The sequence below is a fragment of the Clostridium sp. genome (assembly GCF_021372645.1).
Classification (GTDB): Bacteria; Bacillota; Clostridia; order Clostridiales; family Clostridiaceae; genus Clostridium.
In genome coordinates this window covers 38,157-64,302 of record NZ_JAJFUC010000053.1, presented here as the reverse complement: position 1 = coordinate 64,302, position 26,146 = coordinate 38,157, and the positions used below count along the sequence as shown (strand labels likewise).

The 26,146-nt window shown below is 27.9% G+C and carries 25 protein-coding genes; 24 read left to right on the top strand and 1 reads right to left on the bottom strand.

Features of this window, described 5'->3' with window-relative positions; all coding sequences use genetic code 11:
* The first annotated feature begins 3 nt into the window (after nucleotides 1-3).
* From LLF98_RS09345 to LLF98_RS09255, 19 genes are all read left to right on the top strand, one after another.
* Nucleotides 4-2,262, top strand: a complete 2,259-nt coding sequence (locus tag LLF98_RS09345; protein WP_291702925.1) for a stage V sporulation protein D — start codon at nucleotides 4-6, stop codon at nucleotides 2,260-2,262.
* A 249-nt stretch (nucleotides 2,263-2,511) separates the two neighbouring features.
* Nucleotides 2,512-4,773 (top strand): stage V sporulation protein D, encoded by a 2,262-nt coding sequence (locus LLF98_RS09340; RefSeq protein ID WP_291702923.1) that lies wholly within the window; start codon nucleotides 2,512-2,514, stop codon nucleotides 4,771-4,773.
* Between the two features lie 316 nt (nucleotides 4,774-5,089).
* Complete coding sequence (locus LLF98_RS09335; RefSeq protein ID WP_291702920.1) at nucleotides 5,090-6,553, top strand: UDP-N-acetylmuramoyl-L-alanyl-D-glutamate--2,6-diaminopimelate ligase; 1,464 nt, start codon at nucleotides 5,090-5,092, stop codon at nucleotides 6,551-6,553.
* 75 nt (nucleotides 6,554-6,628) lie between these two features.
* Nucleotides 6,629-7,987, top strand: a complete 1,359-nt coding sequence (gene murF / locus LLF98_RS09330) for a UDP-N-acetylmuramoyl-tripeptide--D-alanyl-D-alanine ligase (protein WP_291702918.1) — start codon at nucleotides 6,629-6,631, stop codon at nucleotides 7,985-7,987.
* A gap of 40 nt (nucleotides 7,988-8,027) precedes the next feature.
* Nucleotides 8,028-9,008, top strand: a complete 981-nt coding sequence (mraY, locus tag LLF98_RS09325; protein WP_291702916.1) for a phospho-N-acetylmuramoyl-pentapeptide-transferase — start codon at nucleotides 8,028-8,030, stop codon at nucleotides 9,006-9,008.
* A gap of 21 nt (nucleotides 9,009-9,029) precedes the next feature.
* A complete protein-coding gene (spoVE, locus tag LLF98_RS09320) occupies nucleotides 9,030-10,166 on the top strand; it encodes a stage V sporulation protein E (RefSeq protein ID WP_291702915.1) in 1,137 nt (378 codons plus the stop codon).
* A gap of 349 nt (nucleotides 10,167-10,515) precedes the next feature.
* Nucleotides 10,516-11,274: an FtsQ-type POTRA domain-containing protein gene (locus LLF98_RS09315; RefSeq protein ID WP_291702914.1), complete on the top strand. Its 759-nt coding sequence runs from the start codon at nucleotides 10,516-10,518 to the stop codon at nucleotides 11,272-11,274.
* Between the two features lie 7 nt (nucleotides 11,275-11,281).
* Nucleotides 11,282-12,010 carry a DUF881 domain-containing protein gene (locus tag LLF98_RS09310; protein ID WP_291702913.1) on the top strand — a complete coding sequence of 243 codons (729 nt, stop codon included), beginning with the start codon at nucleotides 11,282-11,284 and terminating at the stop codon, nucleotides 12,008-12,010.
* Nucleotides 12,011-12,022: 12 nt separating this feature from the next.
* On the top strand, nucleotides 12,023-12,415 hold the full coding sequence (locus LLF98_RS09305; protein ID WP_291702911.1) for a small basic family protein: 393 nt from the start codon (nucleotides 12,023-12,025) through the stop codon (nucleotides 12,413-12,415).
* A 12-nt stretch (nucleotides 12,416-12,427) separates the two neighbouring features.
* A complete protein-coding gene (locus tag LLF98_RS09300) occupies nucleotides 12,428-13,162 on the top strand; it encodes a DUF881 domain-containing protein (protein WP_291702909.1) in 735 nt (244 codons plus the stop codon).
* Between the two features lie 92 nt (nucleotides 13,163-13,254).
* Nucleotides 13,255-13,935 carry a YggS family pyridoxal phosphate-dependent enzyme gene (locus LLF98_RS09295; RefSeq protein ID WP_291702907.1) on the top strand — a complete coding sequence of 227 codons (681 nt, stop codon included), beginning with the start codon at nucleotides 13,255-13,257 and terminating at the stop codon, nucleotides 13,933-13,935.
* Nucleotides 13,928-14,380, top strand: a complete 453-nt coding sequence (sepF, locus tag LLF98_RS09290) for a cell division protein SepF (protein WP_291702905.1) — start codon at nucleotides 13,928-13,930, stop codon at nucleotides 14,378-14,380. Before LLF98_RS09295 ends, sepF begins: the two co-directional genes overlap by 8 nt.
* Before the next feature lie 12 nt (nucleotides 14,381-14,392).
* The gene (locus LLF98_RS09285) at nucleotides 14,393-14,644 is read left to right on the top strand and encodes a YggT family protein (RefSeq protein ID WP_291702902.1); all 252 of its coding nucleotides are present in this window, start codon (nucleotides 14,393-14,395) and stop codon (nucleotides 14,642-14,644) included.
* Nucleotides 14,645-14,649: 5 nt separating this feature from the next.
* Entirely contained in the window at nucleotides 14,650-15,414 is a 765-nt protein-coding gene (locus tag LLF98_RS09280) for a YlmH/Sll1252 family protein (protein WP_291702901.1), read from the top strand.
* Nucleotides 15,415-15,427: 13 nt separating this feature from the next.
* Complete coding sequence (locus LLF98_RS09275; RefSeq protein ID WP_291702900.1) at nucleotides 15,428-16,069, top strand: DivIVA domain-containing protein; 642 nt, start codon at nucleotides 15,428-15,430, stop codon at nucleotides 16,067-16,069.
* A 172-nt stretch (nucleotides 16,070-16,241) separates the two neighbouring features.
* A complete protein-coding gene (locus LLF98_RS09270; protein WP_291702899.1) occupies nucleotides 16,242-17,159 on the top strand; it encodes an RluA family pseudouridine synthase in 918 nt (305 codons plus the stop codon).
* A gap of 82 nt (nucleotides 17,160-17,241) precedes the next feature.
* Entirely contained in the window at nucleotides 17,242-17,790 is a 549-nt protein-coding gene (gene pyrR, locus LLF98_RS09265) for a bifunctional pyr operon transcriptional regulator/uracil phosphoribosyltransferase PyrR (protein ID WP_291702898.1), read from the top strand.
* A 33-nt stretch (nucleotides 17,791-17,823) separates the two neighbouring features.
* Nucleotides 17,824-18,984 (top strand): class I SAM-dependent RNA methyltransferase, encoded by a 1,161-nt coding sequence (locus LLF98_RS09260; RefSeq protein WP_291702897.1) that lies wholly within the window; start codon nucleotides 17,824-17,826, stop codon nucleotides 18,982-18,984.
* Between the two features lie 283 nt (nucleotides 18,985-19,267).
* Nucleotides 19,268-20,089, top strand: coding sequence for a MurR/RpiR family transcriptional regulator (locus LLF98_RS09255; RefSeq protein ID WP_291702895.1), 822 nt, complete (start codon nucleotides 19,268-19,270; stop codon nucleotides 20,087-20,089).
* Between the two features lie 227 nt (nucleotides 20,090-20,316).
* On the opposite strand, the gene LLF98_RS09250 is transcribed toward LLF98_RS09255, so the two are convergent.
* A complete protein-coding gene (locus LLF98_RS09250; protein ID WP_291702893.1) occupies nucleotides 20,317-22,050 on the bottom strand; it encodes an NFACT RNA binding domain-containing protein in 1,734 nt (577 codons plus the stop codon).
* Between the two features lie 439 nt (nucleotides 22,051-22,489).
* Here LLF98_RS09250 and dapF point away from each other — a divergent pair, with 439 nt between their 5' ends.
* From dapF to LLF98_RS09225, 5 genes are all read left to right on the top strand, one after another.
* On the top strand, nucleotides 22,490-23,317 hold the full coding sequence (gene dapF, locus LLF98_RS09245) for a diaminopimelate epimerase (RefSeq protein ID WP_291702891.1): 828 nt from the start codon (nucleotides 22,490-22,492) through the stop codon (nucleotides 23,315-23,317).
* Between the two features lie 43 nt (nucleotides 23,318-23,360).
* On the top strand, nucleotides 23,361-24,368 hold the full coding sequence (locus LLF98_RS09240) for a hypothetical protein (RefSeq protein WP_291702890.1): 1,008 nt from the start codon (nucleotides 23,361-23,363) through the stop codon (nucleotides 24,366-24,368).
* A 290-nt stretch (nucleotides 24,369-24,658) separates the two neighbouring features.
* On the top strand, nucleotides 24,659-25,207 hold the full coding sequence (locus LLF98_RS09235) for a rubrerythrin family protein (protein ID WP_291702888.1): 549 nt from the start codon (nucleotides 24,659-24,661) through the stop codon (nucleotides 25,205-25,207).
* Nucleotides 25,208-25,389: 182 nt separating this feature from the next.
* The gene (locus tag LLF98_RS09230) at nucleotides 25,390-25,812 is read left to right on the top strand and encodes a GNAT family N-acetyltransferase (RefSeq protein ID WP_291702886.1); all 423 of its coding nucleotides are present in this window, start codon (nucleotides 25,390-25,392) and stop codon (nucleotides 25,810-25,812) included.
* A gap of 103 nt (nucleotides 25,813-25,915) precedes the next feature.
* Nucleotides 25,916-26,071: a hypothetical protein gene (locus tag LLF98_RS09225; protein ID WP_366512089.1), complete on the top strand. Its 156-nt coding sequence runs from the start codon at nucleotides 25,916-25,918 to the stop codon at nucleotides 26,069-26,071.
* The last annotated feature ends 75 nt before the right edge of the window (nucleotides 26,072-26,146 follow it).

Here is a 26,146-nt window from a genome sequence, read left to right as displayed (position 1 = left end):
ATATTGAAAAAGAAAAATTATAAAGATAGGGCAAAAATGCGTCAAAGGATGAGTAATGCAGCTTTTGCATTGACTTTTGTTTTTGCAATATTGACCATTAGGCTCTCTTATATAATGATAGTTAAGAGAGTAGATTATGCTGCAAGAGCAGAAGAACAATGGACAAGTGAAGTAAAGATAGATGCTGTAAGAGGAAAAATTTTGGATAGAAATGGCAAAGAACTTGCTGTATCTGCCAACGTTTATAGAGTTGACTTTGACTTGAATTCTATTAGGTCATATTTATCAAGAGATTTAACTAAATTATCAAGTAAAGAAATTGATCAAATGAAAAGTATAGGTATTTCTATAGCTGGTAAAAAGAATTTAACTAATGATGATATTGCTCCATTAATTGCAACAGCTTTAGATTTAGATGCATCTAAGGTTAAAGATAAACTTGAAACAAAACTTCCTAGTGGAGCAAATGCAGGATCTGCTATTCTAGTAAGAAGAATAGAAAAGGATCAAGCAGATAAAGTAAAAGCACTTAATATAAGTGGAATTTTAGTTTCGCCAGATACAAAACGATATTATCCAAATAATAATTTTTTAGCGCATGTGCTAGGAAGTACTAATGTTGATGGTAAGGGATTAACTGGAGTAGAACTTAAATACAATTCTTATTTATCAGGAGTTCCTGGTATGAAGATTGCAGAACTTGATAAAAATAATAGAGATTTGCCGTATACTATATCGCAATTTACATCGCCAGTAAATGGTAAGGATGTTACTCTTACTATTGATGAGAATATTCAATATTTTGCTGAAAAAGCAGCAAAGCAAGCTTATGAAGATACTAAGGCTAAAGCAGTATCCATCTTAGTTATGGATCCGAAAACTGGAGAAGTTCTAGCTATGGTTAATAAACCAGATTTTGATCCGAATAGTCCATATGAAGGAGCGGAATCCTTTGATGGAGCAAATTCAACTGAAAAATTACAAAAAATGTGGAGAAATAGATTGGTTAATGATACTTTTGAACCAGGATCAATATTTAAAGTAGTAACAGCTATTACTGGATTGGAAGAAAATGTTGTCAATAAGGATACACAATTTATTGATAATGGATCAATATCAGTTGGTGGCATTAATCCTAAGTGTTGGAAGGCAGGAGGGCATGGACTTCAAAATTTCCCAGAGATTATCCAAAACTCATGTAATGTAGCATTTGTACAATTAGGACAAATGATTGGTAAAGAAAAACTCTGTGAATATATTGATAAATTTGGTTTTGGAAAAATAAGTGGAATAGATTTACCAGGAGAAGCTAAAGGAATTGTTAAACCAGTTGATAAAATTTCAGAAGCAGATCTTGCAACAATATCTTTTGGTCAAACAAATACAGTTAATTCGGTTCAATATATGTCTGCATTTAATGCTATAGCTAATGGAGGAACTTTAATTCAACCTCATGTTATGAAGGAAGTTACTCATGATGATGGAAATAAAGTTAATATAGTCGATGAAACTTTTAAGCCCAAAACTACTACAGTTGCAAGTACTGAAAAAACTGCAGAGCTTCGAACATATCTTGAACGTGTTGTAACTGGAGGATCTGGTACAGGAACTTTTATTGAAGGATACCATATTGGAGGTAAGACAGGTACTGCACAAAAGGTTGTTAATGGTAGATACCAAGAGGGAGCATATATTTCTTCATTTGTTGGAATGGCACCAGTTTCTGATCCTAAAGTTACTGTGATGATAACTATTGATGAACCGAGTAACGGTGTATATTATGCAGCACAAGTAGCTGTTCCGCCAGCTAAGACTTTGTTTACAGATATTTTTAATTACCTTGATAGTGAATTTTCAAATGAAAATTTAGGTCAAATTTCTAGGGATGTAATAATACCAGAAATTAGGGGTATGAAAATTGCAGATGCTAAAAAAGTATTAAAAGATTCAAAATTAGATTTTAATATAGATGGAGATGAGGAATCAGTAGTAGATATGAAGCCATATCCAGGATATTCAGTAAAAGAAGGCTCAAAAATAAATCTTTACACAAGTAGTGATGCGACTTATAATAATAATGTTGTAATGCCAGATGTTAGAGGATATTCAAAAGAAGATGCTACGACCTTATTGAAAAATATTGGAATAGTACCTACCTTTGAAGGAAGTGGAATGGTATCAAAACAAGACATTTCACAAGGGGAAGTTATAACTAAAGGAGCAACTGTTAAATTAACATTAACATCAGATTATAAAGATTAAAAAAGAACTAATGAAAATTTATATGGATATTTTAGGTTCAAATAGTTGTGATTTGAAAATAATTTGTTATAAACTAAACAAATGAAAAAATATTAGTATGTGAGAATGCTCACATACTATATTTTTTAGTAATGATCTCATTATATATTTTAATTGTCTTAGTGGAACTATCATTAATTAAAAAAGAGAAAACAATTTTCTGAAGTTTAAATGATTTTATACAAAAGAAAATACATGGAGGGACAGGCATTGAGAAAGAGAAATTATAGAGATAAAGCCAAAATGCGTCAGAGACTGAGAAGTACTGCTTTTTCATTAACGGTTGTTTTTGCAATATTAATAATTAGGATATCTTATATAATGATAGTTAATGGGGCAGATTATTCTGGGAGAGCAGAAGAACAATTGACAAATGAAGTGAAAATAGATGCTAAAAGAGGAAGAATTCTAGATAGAAACGGAAATGAACTTGCTGTGTCTGCTAATGTCTATAGGGTAGATTTTGATTTGAATTCTGTAAGGACATATTTAAAAAGACCATTAAAATCTATTCCAAGCAAAGAAGTAGATCATATGAAAAGTGTAGGTATTCCAGTGCCTACAGGAGACGATGGGTTGAAAACTGGTGATATTGCGCCTGTAATTGCAAAGGCATTGGATGTGGACGTATCAGAAATAAAGGCTGATTTAGAAAAAAAACTTCCAAGTGGAGCTGATGCAGGGTCTGTTACTGTTGTAAGGAAAATAGAAAAATATGTAGGGGATAAAGTAAAAGAACTTAATATAAGTGGAGTTTTAGTTTCGGCAGATACAAAAAGATATTATCCAAATAATAACTTTCTATCACATGTTCTAGGAAGTACTGATCCTGACAGTAAAGGATTGACAGGATTAGAACTTCAATATAATTCATATTTAGCAGGAATTTCTGGAATGAAGATTGCAGAACTTGATAAAAATAATAGGGACTTGCCTTATACAGTTCCTGAGTATACAGCACCTATAAATGGTAAAGATGTTACTCTTACTATTGATGAAAATATTCAAAGTTATGCTGAGAAGATAGCTAAGCAGTGTTATGAAGATAATAAAGCTAAAGCAGTTTCAATACTAGTAATGGATCCGAAAACAGGAGAAGTTTTAGCTATGGTTAATAAACCTGATTTTGATCCAAATAATCCATACGATGGTGCAGATAAATTTGAAGGAGCAAATAGTAGTGAAAAAATACAAAAGATGTGGAGAAATAGATTAGTAAATGATACCTTTGAACCTGGATCTATATTTAAAGTAATTACTGCTATATCAGGTCTAGAAAATAATGTTGTTAATAAAGATACGCAATTTGTAGATAATGGATCAATATCAGTAGGAGGCATTACTGTAAGGGATGCGGAACTAGAAGGACACGGACTTCTAAGTTTACTTAAAATTATTCAAAACTCATCCAATGTAGGGTTTGTAAAATTAGGACAAATGATTGGTAAAGAAAAGTTATGTGAAACTATTGATAAATTTGGATTTGGAAAAGTAAGTGGAATTGACTTGCCAGGTGAGGCACCCGGAATTGTAAAACCAGTTAATAAAGTTTCTGAAGCAGACCTTGCAACAATATCATTTGGTCAAACTAACACAGTAAATTCGGTTCAATATATGACTGCATTTAATGCTATTGCTAATGGAGGAACACTAATTCAGCCACATATAATGAAAGAAGTGACTCATAATGACGAAAATAATGTTAATATTGTAGATGAAACTTTTAACCCTAAAACTGCTACTGTTGCAAGTCAAGAAAAGACAGCAGAACTTAGAAATTATCTTGAAGAGGTTGTAACAGGGGGAACGGGAATAGGGACTTTTATTGACGGATATCATATTGGTGGTAAAACTGGTACAGCTCAAAAGGTTATTAATGGAGTATATGGAGAGGGGAAGTATATATCTTCATTTGTTGGAATGGCTCCAGCTAATGATCCGAAAGTTACTGTTATGATAACTGTTGATGAACCCAGTAATGGCGCGTATTACGCAGCTCAAGTAGTTGTACCATATGTTAAACCATTATTTACAGATATTTTTAACAATTTAAATAACAAGTTTTCTGATCAAAATAGTGATCAGATTTCTAAAGATGTTGTTATTCCAGAAGTTAGAAATATGAAAATTGCAGATGCTGAAAAGGTATTAAAAGATGCAAAATTAGATTTTAATGTGGATGGTAGCGGAGATAAGGTTATAAATCTCTCTCCATATCCAGGAAACTCAGTAAAGGAAGGTTCAAAAATAAATCTTTACACAAGTAGTGATGAGACTTATAATACTAATGTTGTAATGCCAAATGTTAGGGGATATTCAAAAGAAGATGTAACTTCTTTATTGAAAAATCTTGGAATAACACCTACTTTTGAAGGAAGTGGGGCAGTTTCTTCGCAAGATATTTCAGAAGGGGAAGTCATAACTAAAGGAACAATTGTTAAATTAACTTTAAGTTCAAATTATAAGGACTAAAAAAGAAGTGATAAGATTTAAAAGGGAAATATTAAGTTTATTTAGATTGAAATAGTTATATTTGAAAGGAATTTTAAATGGTTTATACAAATGATAAAATACTAGCATGTGGGAATGCGCGCATGCTATATTTTTTAGAATATAAATTCTACATCTTTATTAGAAAACTAGATTTAGAAATTCAAAAGGAATTTATCATTTATTGTTAATTTTAATAAATGCAAAGTATATCCATATAGGGATAGATATTTCAATTATGGACTTGAAATTCAAAATACAATATTAATGTAAGATAAATTAGTTAGGAGGATTCAATATGAATTTGAAAAGTATTTTAAGGGGAATAGATTATAAAGTAATTCAAGGTGAGGTTGATGTAGATATTAACAAAATAAATTATGATAGCAGAAAAGTTGAAAAACTTGATATTTTTGTATGCATCAAAGGATATGCAACTGATGGGCATAAATATATTGATAAGGCAATTGAAAATGGTGCTAAAGTAATAGTAATACAGGATAGTGTTGAAATAAAAGATAAGAATATTTCTGTTATTAAATGTGCAGATACAAGAAAAGCATTAGCACTAATGGGATCAAATTATTATGATAATCCTAGCAGTAAGATGAAGATAATTGGTATAACAGGAACTAATGGAAAAACTACAACTGCATTTATGATAAAGGATATCTTAGAATCAAATAATAAAAAAGTTGGTTTAATTGGAACTATTGCAAATTATATTGGAAGTGAAAAAATTCACACTGAAAGAACAACACCAGAATCTTTAGAGCTACAAGAATTATTTTTTGAAATGGTAAGCAAAGGCGTAGAATATTGTGTTATGGAGGTATCTTCTCATTCATTAGAGTTAGATAGAGTTTATGGTGTTGAATTTGAAATTGGTATTTTTACAAATTTGACTAGAGATCATTTAGATTTTCATAAGACATTTGAAAATTATTATAAAGCTAAATTTAAATTATTTGAGAGATCCAGAATAAAAGTTATTAATATTGACGATAATTATGGAAAACAAGTAATTAGTGATTTAAATGACTTAAAGGCAGGTAATGTATATTCATTCTCAGTAAAAGAGCATTCCGATTTTAAAGCATTTGATGAAGAAATGGGAAGTAGAGATATTAGATTTAAACTTAATTTTGAAAAAAATGAACAATTTATTTTAAATATACCAGGTGAATATAATATTTATAATGCATTAGGTGCAATTGTAGCATGCTTTAAATTAGGAATTCCAGTAGAAGCAATAAAAAACGGTATAGAAAAAGTCGTTGTTCCAGGAAGATGTGAAAGAGTAGCAAATGAATATAAGTTACCTTATGAAATTATTATAGATTATGCTCATACTCCAGATGGACTTGATAATATATTAAAAACTGCAAAGGCATTTACAAAAGGAAAATTAATATCACTGTTTGGTTGTGGTGGAGATAGAGATAAGGTAAAAAGGCCACAAATGGGTAAAATATCAATAGATCTTGCAGATATTACAATAATAACCTCTGATAATCCGAGAAGTGAAGAACCAATGGCTATTATAAAAGATATTGAAGTAGGACTTAATAAAGATAAGTATATTGTAATAGAAAATAGAAAAGAAGCTATAAAAAAGGCTATAAATATTGCAAATGAAGGAGATGTAATTGTTATTGCTGGAAAAGGCCATGAAACTTATCAAATCTTAAAGAATGAGACAATACATTTTGATGAAAGAGAAGTTGTTAAAGAAATACTCAATGCACAGTGTACAATTTAATGAATTTCCAATGGAAATTGTGCTATAATTGTGAACTGTAAATTGTGAATTGCAAGAAATAAGGGGTGGATGAAGTTGGATTTAAGTTTATCGGAAATAGTTGAAGCAATAAGTGGAGAAATCTTAATCAATAATAATGAAGGGAATTTTAATAAAATTTCTACAGATACGAGAAAAATTGAAAAAGATAATTTGTTTATTGCCTTAAAGGGAGAAAATTTTAATGGAAATGACTATGTTATGCATGCTATTGGGAATGGTGCATCTATAATAATAGTTGATGAAATTAAATTCAAAGTTGAAGAAGTAAATAATAGAGTAACTATTATCAAAGTTGAAAATACTAAAACAGCGCTAGGAGACCTAGCTAGATTTTACAGAAAAAAAATTGGAATAAAGGTTGTTGGAATAACAGGATCCACTGGTAAAACGTCAACTAAAGATTTAGTAGCTGCGTTTTTAAGCGGAAAATACAAGGTATTCAAAACACAAGGCAATTTTAATAATGAAATTGGCTTACCTCTTATGATATTTGAGCTTTCAAAAGAGTATGATATAGCTGTCCTTGAAATGGGGACTAGCAATTTTGGAGAAATAAATAGGCTTGCAAGTATTGCATGTCCAAATATTTCAGCAATAACTAATATTGGAGTAGCACATATAGAATATTTAAAGAGTAGGGAAAATATACTTAAAGAGAAGATGTGTATATCTGATTTTTTTGAGGATAAAAACTCATTAATAGTAAACTGTGAAAATGATATGTTAAAAACAGTTAATAAAGGTGATAAGTTTAACTTAGAGAAAATAGGTTATGATGAAAATTATAATCTTTATGCTAAAAATATAGAATTAACATGTGAAACTACAGCCTTTGATGCAATTGCTAATAATAACGAAAGTCATAGATTTAAGTTAAATATGGTCGGAGAACATAATGTATTAAATGCACTTATAGGAATACAAATAGCAAAAGACTTTGGGCTTACATTTGATGAAATGGAAAAAGGTCTTGAAAATTTTAATGCTACTTCTATGAGACTTGAATTTATAAATAAGAATAATTTTACAATTATAAATGATTCATATAATGCTAATCCTGATTCTATGAAAGCAGCACTTAAAGTACTTGAAAATTATTCTGGTACGCGAAAGATAGCAGTAATTGGGACTATGGGTGAACTTGGAGATTATGCAAAAGAAGCTCATACTGAAGTTGGAAAATTTGCAAAAGGAAAAGCTGACATTTTATTAACCACAGGAGATTATAAAGAATTCTATGAAGAAGGTTTTAAAGAAGGTACTATGCTATTTAATACAAAACAAGAACTAATGGAAAAATTGTCTAATATCATTAAAACCAATGATACGATTTTAGTTAAAGCATCAAGAAGTGAAAAGTTTGAAGAAATAATTAAATATATAGAAAAATAAAACGAAGGAGGTGACTTGCCTTAAAATTAGGCAGCACTAGATGGGGGATACAATAAGACTATTAATTAACTCAAAAATTTTAGCACCATTAATAATGGGATTTCTATTTTCAATAATACTTGGACCAATAGTCATACCAATATTACACAAATTAAAATTTGGTCAAAATATAAGAGAAGAAGGACCTAAAAGTCATCAAAAGAAATCTGGAACTCCAACAATGGGTGGACTTATTTTTTTCATTTCTGTAGCAACGACTATATTAATTATGGGACATAAACTTATGGATAAAGAAATGATCATTTTATATTCATTTCTTGCATTTGGATTTATTGGATTTTTAGATGATATGTTAAAGATAATCCATAGAGACAATTTAGGATTAAAATCAGCACAAAAAATGATATTATTAATTTTGTTTTCAGTAGCTTTTGCTTGGTATGGATATAAATATATAGGAACAGATATCTTAATTCCGTTTGCAAATAAAGGTTTTAGAATGGATTTAGGTATGCTATACATACCATTTATAGTTATTTTTTATGCAGCTGTAACAAATGCAGTTAATTTAACAGATGGAATAGATGGTCTTGCAACTTCAGTTACCGTAATAGTACTAACTTTTTTTGCGATAGTTGGTTTTAGAACAGGAAATTATGAAGTGGCAATTTTTGCAATAGCATTAGCTGGAGCATTACTTGGATTCTTAAAATTTAATGCTTTCCCTGCAAAGATATTTATGGGCGATACAGGCTCATTAGCTCTTGGTGGAGTTATAGGCACAATTGCTTTAATGCTAAAAATGGAGTGGTTTGTAGTTATAGTTGGAGGTATCTATCTAATTGAAACTTTATCTGTTATAATTCAAGTTACTTCATTTAAATTAACAGGCAAAAGAGTATTTAAAATGTCTCCTATACATCACCATTTTGAACAGGTAGGCTGGAGCGAAGTAAAGATAGTAACAGTATTTTCTAGCATTACAGCAATTTTATGTATTATAGGTTTTATAGCACTTTAAGTAGGTTTGGAGGATTTATATATGAATGTTATTAGGTCCAAAAGAAAAAAGAAAATGGGGGAAATTGACTATGTAATATTTTATACTGTAGCCTTGCTTTTGGTAATTGGAGTAGTTATGGTATACTCTGCAAGCTCGTATTATGCAATGTTTATAAATAAAGATAGTATGTATTATTTAAAAAGACAATTGATATCAGCAATTATAGGGGTAGGTGCAATGGCATTTACAATGTGCTTTGATTATCATAAAATAAAAAAATATACAGTAGGGATAATGATTGTAAGTATACCTTTATTGATATCTGTATTCTTTTTTTCGGGTGTTAATGGAGCACAAAGATGGATTCAAATGGGACCATTTAGCTTTCAACCATCCGATCTTGTAAAATATGTTGTAGTACTATTTTTAGCTATGAGTCTTGAAGTTAAAGGAGAAGGTGTTAAAAATTTTAAAAGTGGCATACTACCATATCTAGCAGTATCAGGATTTTATGCTGCCTTTGTTCTAGCGGAGAAAAACTTAAGTATTGCATCAGTTATAATGATTGTTACATTTATTATGCTTTTTTCAGCAGGGGGGAGGATAAAACATTTATTTGGAATCGTAGCTCCTGTTTTGGTAGCAGCAGCACTTTTCTTCACAGTATCAACAGACTATAGAAGAGCAAGAATGCTTAATTTTATAAATCCATGGAAGGATGCCACTGGTAATGGATATCAATTAATTCAATCCTTTTATGCACTAGGTGCAGGAGGCGTCACAGGTCTTGGTCTTGGTCAGTCGAGACAAAAAACATTATATATGCCTGAACCACATAATGATTTTATATTTTCTATAATAGGTGAAGAATTAGGGCTTATAGGGTGCATATGTATAATACTTCTTTTCATAATATTTATTTGGAGGGGTATTAGTGTGGCTATGAAAGCAAGAGATACTTATGGTACACTTCTTGCCATAGGAATAACTTCAGTTATAGCAGTGCAATCCTTAATAAATATTGCAGTTGTAACAGGCTCAATGCCAGTTACAGGAGTTCCTTTGCCCTTTATTAGTTATGGAGGGTCAGCGCTTTTAATGAATATGACGGCAGTTGGAATACTTTTAAATATATCACGGCAGATTGAAGGGAAAGAAGTGCTTAAAGAAAGATAAAATAAAAAATAATAATTTTAGGTATTAAGGCAGGGCAAAGAACTAAAATATAACTTCTTTGTCCTGTATTTTGTGAGGTCTAAACGAATTATAAAATCTGTAAACAAATTTAATTACATATTATATTTAAAGTAAGCAGTATATTTAGTTTGAGAATTACTATAGAATCTTTTGATAATATAATTATTATATGAAAGCGTATGTTAATTTTTGGTTATTATAAAAATCTATTGTAAAATTTAATGAAAATATCTTCTTAAAGTGGTATTATTATTATATGAAATTTTTAGCAATATTATATAAAAATTCATGTTATTATATTAGTGACATGTAAAGAGTAGGGATGTTTATGGTAAAAGCAAATAAGAAATTTATTTTAAAAGCACAACGTAGAAGACTAGTAAAAAGAATAGTTATGATGACTATAATTTTGATTATTGGAGGAACAATTTTTGCAACTAAATCAAGTATCTTTATTATTAAAAAGGTTGCTATTTTAGGAAATCCAATTATGAGTGGAGAGGATGTAAAAAAAAGAACAGAGAACCTAATTGGTCAGAATATTTTCTTTATAAATAAACATAATATAATAAACGAAGCTAAGAAAAATCCCTATGTAGAAAATGTTGAAATTAGTAAGGTATATCCAAAACAAATTAATATAAAAGTTTCAGAGAAGCAAGGGGTATATTATGTAGATAAAGATGGATATAAATATGTTTTAGACAGTCAATCAAATTTACTAGAAAAAACAGATAATATTGATAATAGAAATTTAGTAAATGTTATAGGAATAAATTTGAAAGATGTTGAATTAGGGAATAAAACTTTGGATAATAGCAGAATGTTAGAATTTTTAGATATTTTTTATAAAATTATAAAAAATAATCCAACTAATTATAATATAAATGTTATAGATGTAAGTGATTTGATGAATATAAAGGTGTATATTGGTAAAGTAGAAGGAAGAATTGGAAATGACGAAAACATACCAGATAAAATGAATAAATTACTACACATAATCGAAAATCCAAATATTGGGATTACTAAAGGATATGTGGATGTAGGATTTGATGGTGCACCTATATATTATAAAGAAGAAAGGTAAGGTAGGAATGAAGATATCTAGATCTCAAATATTTGTGGCTATTGTTTGTGGACTTTTAGGCTTTTTATTAGCATATCAATTTAAAGTTTTAGCCAACAAAAATATTGAATCAAACATTAGTAATTATGATAAAAATGATATAATTTCAGAAATTGAAACATTGAAGAAGGAAAAAGTGGAGTTGTTAGCAACAAATTCTAAGATATCAGAAGAACTTAAACAAATGGAAGAAACAGCAGCAAAGGATGGTAATTTAGGCGCAGATATAAAAAATCAACTTGATAATGCTAGAATGCATTTAGGAGTGGTTGATGTTAAGGGGCCAGGAATAACACTTACCATAACACCTAAAACATCTATATTTGGATCTAATTCAAGTGATAGTAATAGAGATTTAGGTGAAGATGAATTAGTTCATATAGTAAATTTAATTTGGTATTCTGGGGCAGAGGCTATAAGCATAAATGACATTAGAATAACTCCACAGACAGGAATTAAGACAGCAGGAAATGGAATTGCAATAGGGTCCACTGGAAAAGTATATCCAAGAGATAAAATTGTAATTAAAGCAATTGGAGAAAAGGGTAGACTTAATGTAGGAATTTCGTTTCCAGGATCTTTAGAATATGGTGTTCTTCCTAACTATAATAATGAAATAAAATCGGAAGATGATATAATTATAGGAAAGACAACACAGTCATTGAAAAGCGAATTTATTAAATTAGTGAAGGAATAGGAGAGAATTAGTTTGATCGCAGTAATAGGACTATTAATTGGAATAATACTTGGATTTGTACTAGATGTTAACATATCAGATAAACTGTCACCATACATGTCTGTAGCAATACTTGCATGTTTAGATTCAGTTTTTGGTGCAATTAGAGGAAATCTTTCAAGGAATTTTCAAGCAGATATATTTATATCAGGATTTTTTGGTAATGCATTACTTGCAGCAGGACTTGCGTATTTAGGCGATAAACTTGGAATACCAATATATATAGCAGCAGTAATAGTATTTGGAGGGAGAATATTTGATAATTTTGCAATTATAAGAAGACTTTTATTAGAAGAGTTTAAAATTAGGAGGAAAAAGTCATCTAAAAAAAATTCTATAGAAAAAGAAAATAATGATATTAAATAAAGAGGTGATGTGATGAAAAATAATAAAGGTTTTTTCTTTGTTTTCATTGCAACCATAATATTAGGTGCTTTAATATCAATGAATTTTAATTTTGAAGGTATTCGATCTTATAGTCAATTAAATGCAACCGAATATCAAAATGCAATTGAAGAAAGAGCTAATTTATATAAATCAATAGGAAATTTAAAAGAGGACAATATTGAGAAACATGATAAAATAAGGAATTATGAAAATAATTATAAGAAAAATGATAAGATTCTTGATGATATGAAAACTCAAATTAGTGATTATGAAATGTTTATTGGATTAAATAAGGTAGAAGGTCCAGGAATTATATTAAAGATAAATGACGGGAAGACTAATGCACTTGTAGAGAATACAGATGAAATTAATAATAAGCTTTTACATGATAATGATATGGGATTAATTTTAAATGAACTTCGAGTTGCTGGGGCGCAAGCTATTAGTGTTAATAGTCATAGAGTTGTTCCTTGGTCTGGTGTAATTTGTAACTGGGCATTTATAGGATTTGATGATGGTGAAATGGAATATGCTCCTTTTAATATTTATGCTATAGGAGATCCGGAAAAATTAAAGGCCGCCCTTTTAGAAGATGGAAGCCATGTTAAACAGCTTATATTTAGAAAGCTTTATGTAGATATTGAAAAAATAGATAAAATAACTATGCCGCCAACAACAGAAAACTGTAATGTTAAATATATGAAGAGAGATGAGAATAAAAAATAAAATTAAATTTATATTTTTAAAGGAAATCTCAAAATTATATAGAATATAAACTAAGTGAAGTATAGAAAGGAATAGTTTTATGGTGTTATATTATGGAAATTAAGCGAAATATAGAAGAACTAAAATTTAAAATTCCAAAAGAGGTAAGGCTTTTAGCTGTTTCCAAAACAAAGCCATTAGAAGAATTAGAAGAAGCATATATTGCAGGTCTGAGAGATTTTGGAGAAAATAAAGTTCAAGAATTAGTGAAAAAATCAGAAAACTTTCATGATGATGTAAGATGGCATTTCATAGGACAACTTCAAAGTAATAAGGTTAAATATTTAGTGGATACAGTTTACTTGATTCATTCTTTAGCTAGCGTTAGTTTGCTAAATGAAATAGAAAAAGTTTTTGGAAAAGCTAATAAAGTGGCCAATGCATTAATTCAAATTAATATTGGAAGAGAAGAAAGCAAAAGCGGTATTTTGGAAGAAAATTTATATGAATTTATAGAAACAATTGAAAAATGTAATTATGTTTCAATCAAAGGTATAATGGTTATTATTCCAAAAGGAAATGAGGAGAGTAATAGAATTTATTTTAAAAAAACAAAAAAAATATTCGAAGAACTTAAAGAAAAAAAATACAAAAATATCAATATGAACATATTATCCATGGGAATGACTCATGATTTTATGACAGCTATAGAAGAAGGTTCTAATTTAGTTAGAATAGGAACAGGAATATTTGGAGAAAGAAATTATAATACAGGAGGCGGAAAAAATGAGTAAGATATTATCAAAGGTTAAATCTTTATTAGGATTTGAGGACTATGAGGACTATGAGGACTATGAGGATGAAGAATATGAAAATGAGATGAAAGATGAAGAAGAAATAGAACCAGTTATTACAAATAAGAAAAATAGCAAGGTTGTAAACATCCACACATCTTCAACTGCAAAGGTAACAATAACTAAACCAGTAGACTATGAAGAAGCAACTGAAATTTGTGAAGCACTAAAGAATAGAAGAATAGTTTTAGTAAATACAACTATGTTAGAATTAAAAATAGCACAAAGATTATTAGATTTTATAAGTGGTTCTTGTTATGCATTAGGTGGAGAATTACAACAAATTGAAAAAGGTGTATATATTCTTTCACCTTCAAATGTTGAAGTAACAAATGAATTGAAAAATGAGCTTAGTTCAAAAGCTATATTTAATTGGTCAAAATAGGGGGAATAAGATTTGATATATAGTATTGTTATGGTTCTTAATACGTTACTTAACTTATTAGAACTAGCTATATTCATAGAGTGTATAGCTTCGTGGATTCCACAAATTCAAGGAAACAAGTTTATAAGTATAATACACAATTTCATTTATCCTCTTTTAGAACCATTTAGAAAATTGCAGGATAAATTTATTTCTGGATTACCAATGGACTTTTCACCTATAATTGCATTATTAGTAATAGACTTATTTAAAAGGCTTTTATAATAATTATGAAAGATAAAATAAGTAAGTATTTTACAGATGATGATAGAAGTGAAGCATTAAATTTGTATGAAAGATATTTGTTATCTAAAGAGAAGGATATACCAATGTTTGGAAAGAATTTCTATACACCTAATATATGGTCATGGTTTGAAAAAAATTTGTGTAATAAGGATTTTAAAGTTGAAACTAATGGAGTTTTTGAAGATGCTGAAAGAAGAATGATTTCTTTTAATAATGTATATGAAAATCCATTTCCTATGAAATTAATAAAAATTCAGAATACATCAAAGTTTTCAAGCCTTACCCATAGAGATTTTTTAGGTGGAATCTTATCTCTTGGTATAGAAAGAAATAAAATTGGTGATTTATTAGTAGATAAAAATATTTGTTATGTACCAGTATATGAGGAAATAGAAAATTTCATTATATATAACATAGATAAAATTTCTAAAGTTGTTTGTAGTGCAGAAGTTATTGATGATTTTAAACTTCTTCCTAAAGTTAATTTTAAAGAAGAGATTATTTTAGTTTCTTCTTTAAGAATTGATGGAGTTGTTTCTAAAATTATAAATGTATCTAGATCAAAAGCTACAGCAATGATAGAACAAGGCCAAGTGCTTATGAATTATGTTAAGATAAAAGATAAAAGTTATGAACTTAAAGGTGAAGAAAGAATTACTATAAGAGGATTTGGAAAATTTATTTTAGGTAATTCTATTGGAAATAGTAAAAGCGGAAGAAAAAAAATTATTATTAAAAAATATACATAATTGAGGTGAAAGTATGAAATTAACACCAATAGACATAAACAATAAGGAATTTAAAAAAGGATTGAGAGGATATCATTCAGGACAAGTTGATGAGTTTTTAGATGAAGTAGTAGAAAATTATGAAGAATTGTATAAAGAAAATACAAGTTTGAAAGAAAAGCTTGCTAATTTAAATGAAAAAGTAGATCATTATTCAAAAATTGAAACTACTATACAGAATACTTTAATACTTGCACAAAATGCTGCAGAGCAAGCGAAAAATTCAGCTCAGAAAGAAGCAGAATTAATGTTAAGAAATGCAAATGAATCTGCTCAAAAGATTATGGATAAAGCTCATAGTGATGTTATACAAATAAATGATGAATATGAAAAAGTTAAACAAGAATTTATTAAATTCAGAGCAAAATATAGAAATTTTATGAATACCCAATTAGAAACATTTGATGATTTAGAGAAGGGCTTTATTAAAAATTATAATGTTTCAGATCCAATAGATGATGATGATGTAGTTCAAGAAGAAATAATAGAAAAAGAAATAAAGTTTATAAATAATAGGATAGATGAAAAACAAGAAAAGGCTCAAGACTTACAGGAGTGTAATTTATTAAATAATGAATTAAATGAAATAAAAAATTTTTTTGTTCAAGGCGAATAATATATATTCAAAAAAATAAAGAGTATAAAAAAACCACCAATAAGTGGTTCTTTTATACTCTTTATTCCTTATTGTTTTGAAGTTTCTGAATTATTAAGTTTTCAATTGTAAAGTATAAGTTATTATATTATAATATTGAAGGAATACGCTTGAAAGAAAGGGATATTGGTTTATGGAGAAAAGTGTTTTTATAGTTTCAGAAGAAGATCAAGGAACAAGAATTGATAAATATTTATGTAAAGTTTTTGTTGATAAATCAAGATCTTTTATTCAAGGACTTATTGAAAAGGATAGCATTAAAGTTAATAACAAAATTCAGAAATGTAATTATAAATTAAAGCCCTTTGATGAAATTGAGATAATATTTATAGAACCAGAAATATTAAAGGTGGATGCAGAAGAAATACCTTTAGAAATATTATATGAAGATAAAGATGTAATAGTTGTTAACAAAGTGCAGGGAATGGTTGTGCATCCTGCACCAGGTAACTACAATGGTACATTAGTTAATGCTTTGCTTTTTTATTGCAAAGATTTATCTAGTATAAATGGAGTTATAAGACCTGGAATAGTTCATAGAATTGATAAAGATACATCAGGTGTTTTAGTAGTTGCTAAAAACGATGAGGCTCATAACAAACTTTCAGAACAATTGAAAGATCATTCCATGAAAAGAGAATATTATGCCTTAGTTGAAGGACGAATTAAAAATGAAAAGGGTACTATTGATAAACCGTTAGCAAGAAATAAAAGGGACAGATTAAAGATAGGAATTGTAGAAGGTGGAAAGAAAGCAGTAACACATTATGAAGTTATTGAAAGATATAATGGTTATACCTTAATAAAATGTATATTAGAAACAGGTAGAACTCATCAAATAAGAGTACATATGGCATCAATTGGTTTCCCTTTGGTTGGAGATCCTCTTTATGGTTTTAAAAAGCAAAAATTTAAGTTAAAAGGTCAGATGTTACATGCTAAGACTTTAGGATTTGTTCATCCAACAAAAAACAAATATGTTGAATTTACTACAGAATTACCAGAATATTTTAATGTTATAATAGATAAACTAAGAAATGAAACTAGATGATTATATTATTATAGTATAAATGAATATGTAATTATATAGGAATAGAATTATGATTTTTTGAATTTAAAAGTGGAGGGATAATATGAAATTAAAAGCACTTCTATTAGATGAGAAAGCTATAAATAGAACATTAATAAGAGTTTCTCATGAAATAATAGAAAGAAATAAAGGGGTAGAGGATTTAGTTTTGCTTGGAATTAAGACTCGAGGTTATCCACTTGCAAAGAGAATTGCAAATTATATTAAAGAGATTGAAGGGAAAGAAGTTCCAGTTGGTTCTGTAGATATAACATTATATAGAGATGATCTAACTATTTTAAATGGGAATATAGAGGTTAGAAATTTAGATTTAGGCCTTGAAATAAAAGACAAGAAAATAGTTATAATAGATGATGTTTTATATACATGTAGAACAGTAAGAGCTGCAATAGATGCTATTATAGACGTGAGCAGACCTACAGCAATTCAATTAGCAGTTCTTATTGATAGAGGACATAAGGAATTACCCATTAGAGCAGACTATGTAGGTAAGAATATTCCTACTTCTAAAAGTGAAATTATAGCAGTTTCACTGAAAGAAACTGATGAAGTAGATTCAGTTAAAATATATGATTCAAATTGCGAAGAATAGAAGTTAATTTGAACAGAGGGAGAATGTAAAATTATGTATGATTTAATTGCAACAAGTACCTTTGGAATAGAGAGTATAACAGCAAAAGAATTAAGAGCACTTGGATATGAAGATTTGAAAATTGAAAATGGAAAGGTAACCTTTGAAGGAGATGAAATGGATATAGCTATTGCTAATATTCATTTAAGAACTGCAGATAGAGTTCTTATAAAAATGGCTGAGTTTGAAGCAAAATCTTTTGAAGAATTATTCCAAGGAACAAAAAAAGTAGAGTGGAGCAAACTAATCCCAAAGGATGGGGTTATGCATGTTGTTGGGAAAAGTATTAAATCGGCACTTCATAGCGTTCCAGATTGCCAAGCTATAGTTAAAAAAGCTGTTATTACGAGTATGAGTGAAAGCTATGGAATAGAGCAGTTTAGTGAAAGTGGTCCTGTTTATAAAATAGAAGTTGCTATATTAAAAGATATAGTTACACTGACAATAGATACAACAGGTCCAGGGTTACATAAGAGAGGCTATAGAGTACTTTCTGGAATTGCTCCAATAAAAGAAACATTAGCTGCATCAATGCTTTTAATTTCAAGATGGAATGATGAGTTTGAACTTATTGATCCATTTTGTGGATCGGGGACAATATTAATTGAAGCTGCTATGATAGCTCAAAATATCGCACCAGGAGTAAATAGAAGCTTTGTATGTGAAACATGGCCATCTATGGAAGGCGATATATTTAATAGTGTTAGAGAAGGTGCTAAAAAGTCTGAAAAAAATAAGGATATAAAATTAATAGGATATGATATTGATTATAACGTAATTAAATTTGCTATGGAAAATGCTAAAAGAGCTGGAGTAGATAAATACATAGCATTTCAAAAAAGAGATTTCATGGAGTTTTCAACTTCTAGAAAATATGGTTTTATAATCTCTAATCCTCCATATGGAGAAAGACTAGGAGAAGAACAAATATTAAATAGTCTTTATAAACATATGGGCAATACTAAGAAAAAGTTAGAAAGTTGGGATTTTAATATATTAACTTCATTTGAAACTTTTGAAAAAATATTTGGATTAAAGTCAACTAAAAATAGAAAATTGTATAATGGTAAAATCAAATGTTATTATTATCAATATTTTGATAATGGTAAGATTAAAAATTTTGGAGATACATTAATAAATGAATTAATGGATTAAAGACTAATGTATTTTATTCCATTATATAAATAAAGAATTGAAAATATATTTACAAAGCTTTACTTACATGGTAAAATAAATATAAGTGAATTTTGAAAGCAAAGATGCTAATAAACGATTAAAGTTATTGGCATCTTTTTTGTTTTGGAATATAAAATTATTCTAAATGTGTAAAATTTTTGTAAGTTAACAACTTAAGAAAAAATTATAGTAGAGATTAAGGCAGTTATATATTTATTAATTCAATATATAATCTTAAATAAAAAAGGAATGAGTTCAAATAATGGCAGAAGTATATCAAAACATAGAAGAAAAGATACCTAATATGAGCAAAGCACAAGAAAAAATAGCAAAATACATATTATCATATCCCAATAGTGCACCTTTTTTAACTGTAGAAAAATTAGCAAAGCTATCTGGTGTTAGTATTGCAACTGTTACAAGATTTGTAATCTTTCTAGGATATAAAGGTTATTCTGAATTTTTAAAAGATACTCAAGAATCTATTAAGGAGCAAGTAACTAATATAGAACGTATAAAAATAGATTCTGAAAAAAAATGTGATGAAGAAAAAGAAATTTATAAAATATTTGAAGATGATGTAAATAATATTAAATTAACTATGGAGGATTTAAATTTATATGAATTAAAAAAAGCAGTTGATTTATTATTAAATGCAAAAAGAATATATATTGTTGTAAGAAAAAATTCTTCTATACTTGGCATTTTTCTTAAATATTATCTTGATTTAATGTTTAGCAAAGTTAATTTAATTGAAAATATAGAACAAATACCAAAACAAATTAATGAATTTAGTGATGAAGATGTAATTATTGGAATTAGTTTTGGGAAATATGCTAGAAGCACAGTAGAAATTTTTACACATTTAAAGAGAAATGGAGCTACAACTATAGCAATTACAGATAATATGTTATCTCCACTTGTACCATATTCAGATGTTACATTAACAGCTGTAAGCAAAGGTTCTACATTTATAGAATCTTTTGTAGCTCCACTAAGTTTAATTAATGTTTTAATTGTATATGTTGAAAAAGAAAAGAAAGATTTCTTTAATAGTAATGTAGAATTATTAGAAGAAGCGTGAAAAAAATTTGATTTATTCATTTAAAGTTTATGCATATATCATATATATCGAAATAAAGTGTACTCTGATGTAATAATTCACAAAAGAGTGCCCTTTATTTCTAGTCTTAGATATACATTTATAGTATAAGAGTAAATTCAAATTTGTATATATCTATTAATATTTATAAAGCATATAGATATGAATTTAATGCTTGTAAATTTTAAGTTAATAACCGCTAATGTAAATTATACATTAAATAAAGTATTAAAATCATTTGGATTTATAATTAAAGTCTTGTTAGTATGATAAATAACCATACCAGGCTTTGATCCGCTTGGTTTTTTTAATTCTTTAACTTTTGTATAATCAATAGGTAATTTTAAAGAATCTTTTCCCTTGCTATAAAACCCTGCAATTATTGCAGCTTCTTCAAGAGTTTTATTAGGAATATCAAAAGAACAAATAATAACATGTGAACCTGGAATATCTTTTGCATGTAGCCAAAGATAATTTTTGTTTGCAAATTTTAAACTTAAATAATCATTTTGTAAGTTATTTTTTCCTACATAGATATCAATTCCATCACTTGAAACAAAATGATGCGGCTTAGAAGTTTTTGATTTCCTTGAACTTTTATTATTCTTTCTGAATCTTATATATTTAGTTTCAATTAACTCGTTTTTTATTTCGTCAATTTCATCATAACTTTCAGCATTTATAATGTTAGTAAGAACAGAATTTAAATATTCTATTTCTTCAATATTTTTTTCAAGCTGAACTTTAGCATATTCTTCTGATGATTTGAGTTTGTTATACTTTTTATAATAACGCTGAACATTTTCAGAAGGAGTTTTTGTTTTATCTAAAGAGATCTTTAGATATTCTTCTTCATTCTCATTATAAAAATTTAATACAGTACAATCACTATCTCCCTTTTTAATACTATAGATATAAGAAGTTAGAAGATCTCCTTTTATTCTTAAAGAATCTTTTTCTGCACATTCATTAAGATTTTCATTAAGTATTCGTGATTTTTTATTACATCTTTCAATGTTTGTATGTATAAGCTTTTGTAAATCAATAGATTTATTTTGTAGCCTATCTTGTTTATCTTTTCTTTCATAAAAAGCATCCATTAAAGTATTAGGGTCATTATAAGGAATTAATAAAAAATTATCTTCTAAGGAATTTAATTTTAATGAATAAAAGTCCTTTAAAATGCCGAATTTGTTTGTAAATATATTATATGATATATTTTTATGTAAATTATTTATAAATTCATTAAATTTTTCATAAATTTCATGTCTAGTAGGTGAATTATTAGCTTTAATAATGTTATAATATAAATCGCTAGATAATAATTTACTTACTCCAGTAAAACAATTAGAGTAAAAATTAATATCAAAAATAATAGAATTATTACTTATAAAAGAATTTAATTCTTCATAAGAAATAGAAAAGGGATTTAATTTAGTAGATGATGGAGGATAAACATAATTCACTCCAGGGTACAATACTCTAAAGCTATTTATATCGGGTGTAATGTGTTTTATGGATTCCATGACTTTGTTGTCTCTATTTCTAACTAAAGTAATGTTAGAGTGACGTCCCATTATTTCAACAATAAGGGAGTATATACTATCAAAACCTAATTCATCTCTATTTTCAATTTCTATTATTAAAATTCTATCATTATCTTTTTGAGTAAGGCTAATAATCCTGCCTCCTAATATGTATTTTCTAAGAACCATTAAATACATAGGAGCTTTTATTGGATTTGCTTTAATTGAATTTGTTAAATGAATTCTAGCAAATCTAGGAGATGCAGAAATTAAAAGTTTTATGTTACTACGGTCTTTTCGTATAGTTAAAATAATTTCATCTTTTTCAGGTTGATTTATTTTATCTATTTTTGAATTTAATATTGATTTCTTTAAATCATCGACTAAACTATATAAGTAGATACCATCTAATGCCATTTTATGTCATCCTTTCTTGGTGTAAGGCACGTGAAAAGAAAATAATGAGTCGAGCTTTCTTATAAGAAAAATACACTAGCATACTGACTTATTATTTTTTGAATGTGCCTGGCTAAGAATATTATAACATTATAGCTATATGATTATCAATTATTAGCAAGGTATGAAGAAGAAATGGATATTAAGATTTAATAAGTTTATAAAAGTATATTAATATGCGTATATAATAAAGAATAAAAAAATATATAGTAAAAATTGCTGAAATTAAGAAAAAAATTATAGAAAATATATGAAAAACTTATCAAATAAGTTATAATTTAAGCTTATGGATATTATTCATCACTAGATTATAGAAAGAAATAATTATTGATATAATTATAAGTATTTTTTTCAATATATGTAATATAAATAGTTAAACTATAGAGTGGGAGGAATTTAAATGAATTTCTATAAAATGCAAGGGGCTGGAAATGATTTTATATTTATTGAAGATTTTAATTATGAGATTAAGGAGGAATGTTTACTTGCTAAAAAACTTTGTGATAGACATTTTGGAATTGGGGCAGATGGATTAGTTATTGTTAGAAAATCAGAAGTAGCTAATGCCAAGATGGTCATAATAAATGCAGATGGATCAAGGGCTAATATGTGCGGAAATGCTATAAGGTGTTTTGGAAAGTATGTTTATGAACATCAAATAGCAAATGGTAATAAATTTTCAGTTGAAACTGGTGATGGAGTTAAAGAAATTGAGATAATATTAGAAAATGACAAAGTTAAATATGTAAGAGTATATATGGGAAATCCATCTTATGATGGACTTGATATACCATTAAACAATATAGAAAGTCTTATAGAACGTGAAATTACTGTAGATAATAAGACTTATAAAATGACTACAGTATTAGTAGGAGTTCCTCATACAATTATTTTTGAAGAAGATAAAGAATACAATGTAGTAGAAGAAGGTTCTAAAATAGAAAAACTTGATTTATTTAAAGAAGGAAGTAATATTAATTTTGTAAAAATAATTGATGAAACCCATATAAGAGTTAATACATGGGAGAGAGGTGCTGGCGCAACTCTTGCTTGTGGAACTGGATGCTGTGCATCCGTAGTAGTAGCTAAGAAATTAGGACTTGTAGATAAGGAAAAAGAGATTTTTGTTAAGGCACCAGGTGGTGAACTAATTATAGAAGTTCTGGAGAAAAATGTATATATGAAAGGACCAGCAGAAGTGTCTTTTGAAGGTAAGATTTCTTTGTAAAGTGAAACTTTTGAGTCAAAATCATTGAAGAAGAGGGAGAGAAATGAAATCATTAAAAAGAAAGTGCTTGAGTATTTTAGCTTTCATTGTTCTTCCTCTGTTTACACTAGGATGTTCATCTCAAAAAGAAAAAGTACCTAATGTAGCAGAGGATATTAAATTGAATTCAGGAGCTGTATTAAAAAATGAAGAAGGAATTTATAAGTTATATAATTATCAAAATGACCAATATGAACAAATGAAAGGTAACAATATTATTTGTGCTTATGATAAAAGCAGTTCGAGTTATATATCCATTGAAGAAGGGAAATCTTATGTAGTGCGTAATGGATATAAGTTTGAAATTAAGGATTTAGGTTATAGTGACCTTAAATTATCTAAAGATGCAGGATATATATCATATTTTATAGAAGATAATGGTCTTAAGCTAAAAGTATTTGATACAAATGGAAATAAAGAAATAGAAATGAAATCTAATGTTTCAATATCGGGAAATTTATATGATTGGTATGATGTTAATACTTTGGTATATTATGGAGTTAGCAATGATGGTTTGAATGGATTATTTACATATAACATAAAAGAAAATAAAGAAGAGTTACTTTATAAAATTGAAGGAGGATATTTAGCATTTATAAAGGGAACTTTAGATAATGTGGTATTCTTACAGTTAACATTAGAAAACAAGAAAGAATTAGTAATGATAGATAAGAAAACAAAGGATGTTAAGCTTTTAACAGATAAGATAGAAGAACTTTCAGATATAATTATAAATAAAGAAAAAATATATTTTACTGGAAAAATTTCTGATAATATCAGTTCATTGTATGAATTAAAAAATAACAAAGCAAAAAGATTAGTTTATGATTTCCCAACTGTGGTAAAAACAAAAAAGGGATTAAAAATAGATGAAAATGGAAATGTTTTATTTATTGGATGTAATAGTGGAAATACTAATGAGGAACAAATTTATACATATACACAAGATGGTAGTATAAGTGCAGTATCTAAAGACTCTGTAGATTATAGGTTTTTAGATTATAAGAGTTAAGATATTTAGCGTGGAAACTGTACTTTGTCATATATCCTACCGAAATAAGGGGGCATGCATTTACTCCCATTACTAAAGATTTTGATGTAACACTCCTCAAAAGCAAGCCCCCTTTATTTCTAGATTGATATATGTAAGCGAAGTAGAAGTGGAATTCTAAATTTAGGAATATTATAATATTATTTGGGATGGAATACAAATGTATATTTGATAAAACTTGATGAAATAATGGTTTAAAAGAACTAGTAATTAGTTAATGGTATTCAGCATAAGATTAATTGTAGTGATTTATGGGAGTGTTAAATATCAATAATTTAAATGGTACTGAAACTGAAAAAAATCTTTATAGAACCTTTGCCGTTGAATGTAGAACTAATAATATTTATATAATGTTTGCCGAAAAGGCTAGGAATGAAGGTTACTTATGGATAGCAGATATTTTTGAAAGGATTGCAGGTAATGAATTAGCACACTCTAGAGCAGCCTATAAAAAATTCCTGGGGTTAATCCAAAATACAGAAGATAATCTAAAATTTGGTGTGGAGAGAGAGGATAATGTCGTTGAACTTTACAAGAAATATGAAAAAATAGCTTTAGATGAAGGGCTAGATGAAATAGCTCGTTTTTATAAAGAATTAAGTGAGGCGGAAGAATCTCATGCCGAAATCTTTACTAATTTATTTAATAGATTTAAAAAAGGGATATTTTCATCAAATTATCCTATTAATTGGGTATGTATGAATTGTGGATATATACATGAGGGGGAGATGGCTCCTAATAATTGCCCATGTTGTGGTTTTTCAAAAGCTTATTTTATGCCGAAGTGTAATCCAGAATAATCTAATGAATGAATTAAATCATAATTTGAACCTAGAATTAATATACCACAATTTCAGAAATGAGTTGTGGTATTTTTAAATTTAGCAATGAAAAAAAGCAAATTTATAAAACAATTGACTCTTACCTTACGTCAGAGTGTATACTAAAATCTATAAAAAGTAAATTGGCAAAGGAGAACGAGATGAATTTAAAAATTCAATATGATTGTAAAAATATAGATTGGAATTGTGTATCTACAATATTAAAAACAGTTGGAATGTCTTATTATGGAGGTGAAGTACATAAAAAAGCTTTTGAGAATAGCTATACTGTTGTATTTGTGTTGGACAATAATAAGATGATTGGTTTTGGACGGGCTATTTCAGATGGAATATATCAAGCTGCAATATATGATGTAGCAGTATTACCTGAATATCAAGGGAAAAATATAGGAAAAACAATTATTAATAGTATATTAAAATCTGTGCCTACATGTAATGTTATATTATATGCTTCACCTGGAAAAGAAAAATTTTATGAAAAAATGAATTTAAGAAAAATGAAAACAGGGATGGCATTATTTCTTAACAAAGAAAAAATGAAGAATAGAGGCTTTATAGAATAAATATTGATCAGTAGAATACCACAATATTCAGTAATGAATATGTGGCATTTTTATTATTTAATAGAATTTAATTGTAAAAATATTACATGATAAAACATTATATATGGGAAAATATTACTTAAAATATAATCCTATGGAAGTACGCGAAGATGTTATTAAAATGGTATCAGGTTATAAGGTAGATATTACAATAAATGAAGAGTTTAGAGCTGGACAAGAGGCACCTAAAACCAAAATAGAAAGAATTAACTTAAATTAAAATTCTCGACAATATGTTATGTGTTGTCGAGGATTTTTTAATTAGAAATGATAGAGTAGTTTAATTCTATGTTTT

Coding starts and splice junctions, on each gene's coding strand:
- LLF98_RS09335 (WP_291702920.1), top strand. CDS start 5,090: ATGAATTTGAAAAGTATTTTAAGGGGAATAGATTATAAAGTAATTCAA.
- mraY (WP_291702916.1), top strand. CDS start 8,028: ATGGGGGATACAATAAGACTATTAATTAACTCAAAAATTTTAGCACCA.
- spoVE (WP_291702915.1), top strand. CDS start 9,030: ATGAATGTTATTAGGTCCAAAAGAAAAAAGAAAATGGGGGAAATTGAC.
- LLF98_RS09315 (WP_291702914.1), top strand. CDS start 10,516: ATGGTAAAAGCAAATAAGAAATTTATTTTAAAAGCACAACGTAGAAGA.
- LLF98_RS09310 (WP_291702913.1), top strand. CDS start 11,282: ATGAAGATATCTAGATCTCAAATATTTGTGGCTATTGTTTGTGGACTT.
- LLF98_RS09300 (WP_291702909.1), top strand. CDS start 12,428: ATGAAAAATAATAAAGGTTTTTTCTTTGTTTTCATTGCAACCATAATA.
- LLF98_RS09295 (WP_291702907.1), top strand. CDS start 13,255: ATGGAAATTAAGCGAAATATAGAAGAACTAAAATTTAAAATTCCAAAA.
- sepF (WP_291702905.1), top strand. CDS start 13,928: ATGAGTAAGATATTATCAAAGGTTAAATCTTTATTAGGATTTGAGGAC.
- LLF98_RS09280 (WP_291702901.1), top strand. CDS start 14,650: ATGAAAGATAAAATAAGTAAGTATTTTACAGATGATGATAGAAGTGAA.
- LLF98_RS09275 (WP_291702900.1), top strand. CDS start 15,428: ATGAAATTAACACCAATAGACATAAACAATAAGGAATTTAAAAAAGGA.
- LLF98_RS09270 (WP_291702899.1), top strand. CDS start 16,242: ATGGAGAAAAGTGTTTTTATAGTTTCAGAAGAAGATCAAGGAACAAGA.
- pyrR (WP_291702898.1), top strand. CDS start 17,242: ATGAAATTAAAAGCACTTCTATTAGATGAGAAAGCTATAAATAGAACA.
- LLF98_RS09260 (WP_291702897.1), top strand. CDS start 17,824: ATGTATGATTTAATTGCAACAAGTACCTTTGGAATAGAGAGTATAACA.
- LLF98_RS09255 (WP_291702895.1), top strand. CDS start 19,268: ATGGCAGAAGTATATCAAAACATAGAAGAAAAGATACCTAATATGAGC.
- LLF98_RS09250 (WP_291702893.1), bottom strand. CDS start 22,050: ATGGCATTAGATGGTATCTACTTATATAGTTTAGTCGATGATTTAAAG.
- dapF (WP_291702891.1), top strand. CDS start 22,490: ATGAATTTCTATAAAATGCAAGGGGCTGGAAATGATTTTATATTTATT.
- LLF98_RS09240 (WP_291702890.1), top strand. CDS start 23,361: ATGAAATCATTAAAAAGAAAGTGCTTGAGTATTTTAGCTTTCATTGTT.
- LLF98_RS09235 (WP_291702888.1), top strand. CDS start 24,659: ATGGGAGTGTTAAATATCAATAATTTAAATGGTACTGAAACTGAAAAA.
- LLF98_RS09230 (WP_291702886.1), top strand. CDS start 25,390: ATGAATTTAAAAATTCAATATGATTGTAAAAATATAGATTGGAATTGT.
- LLF98_RS09225 (WP_366512089.1), top strand. CDS start 25,916: ATGGGAAAATATTACTTAAAATATAATCCTATGGAAGTACGCGAAGAT.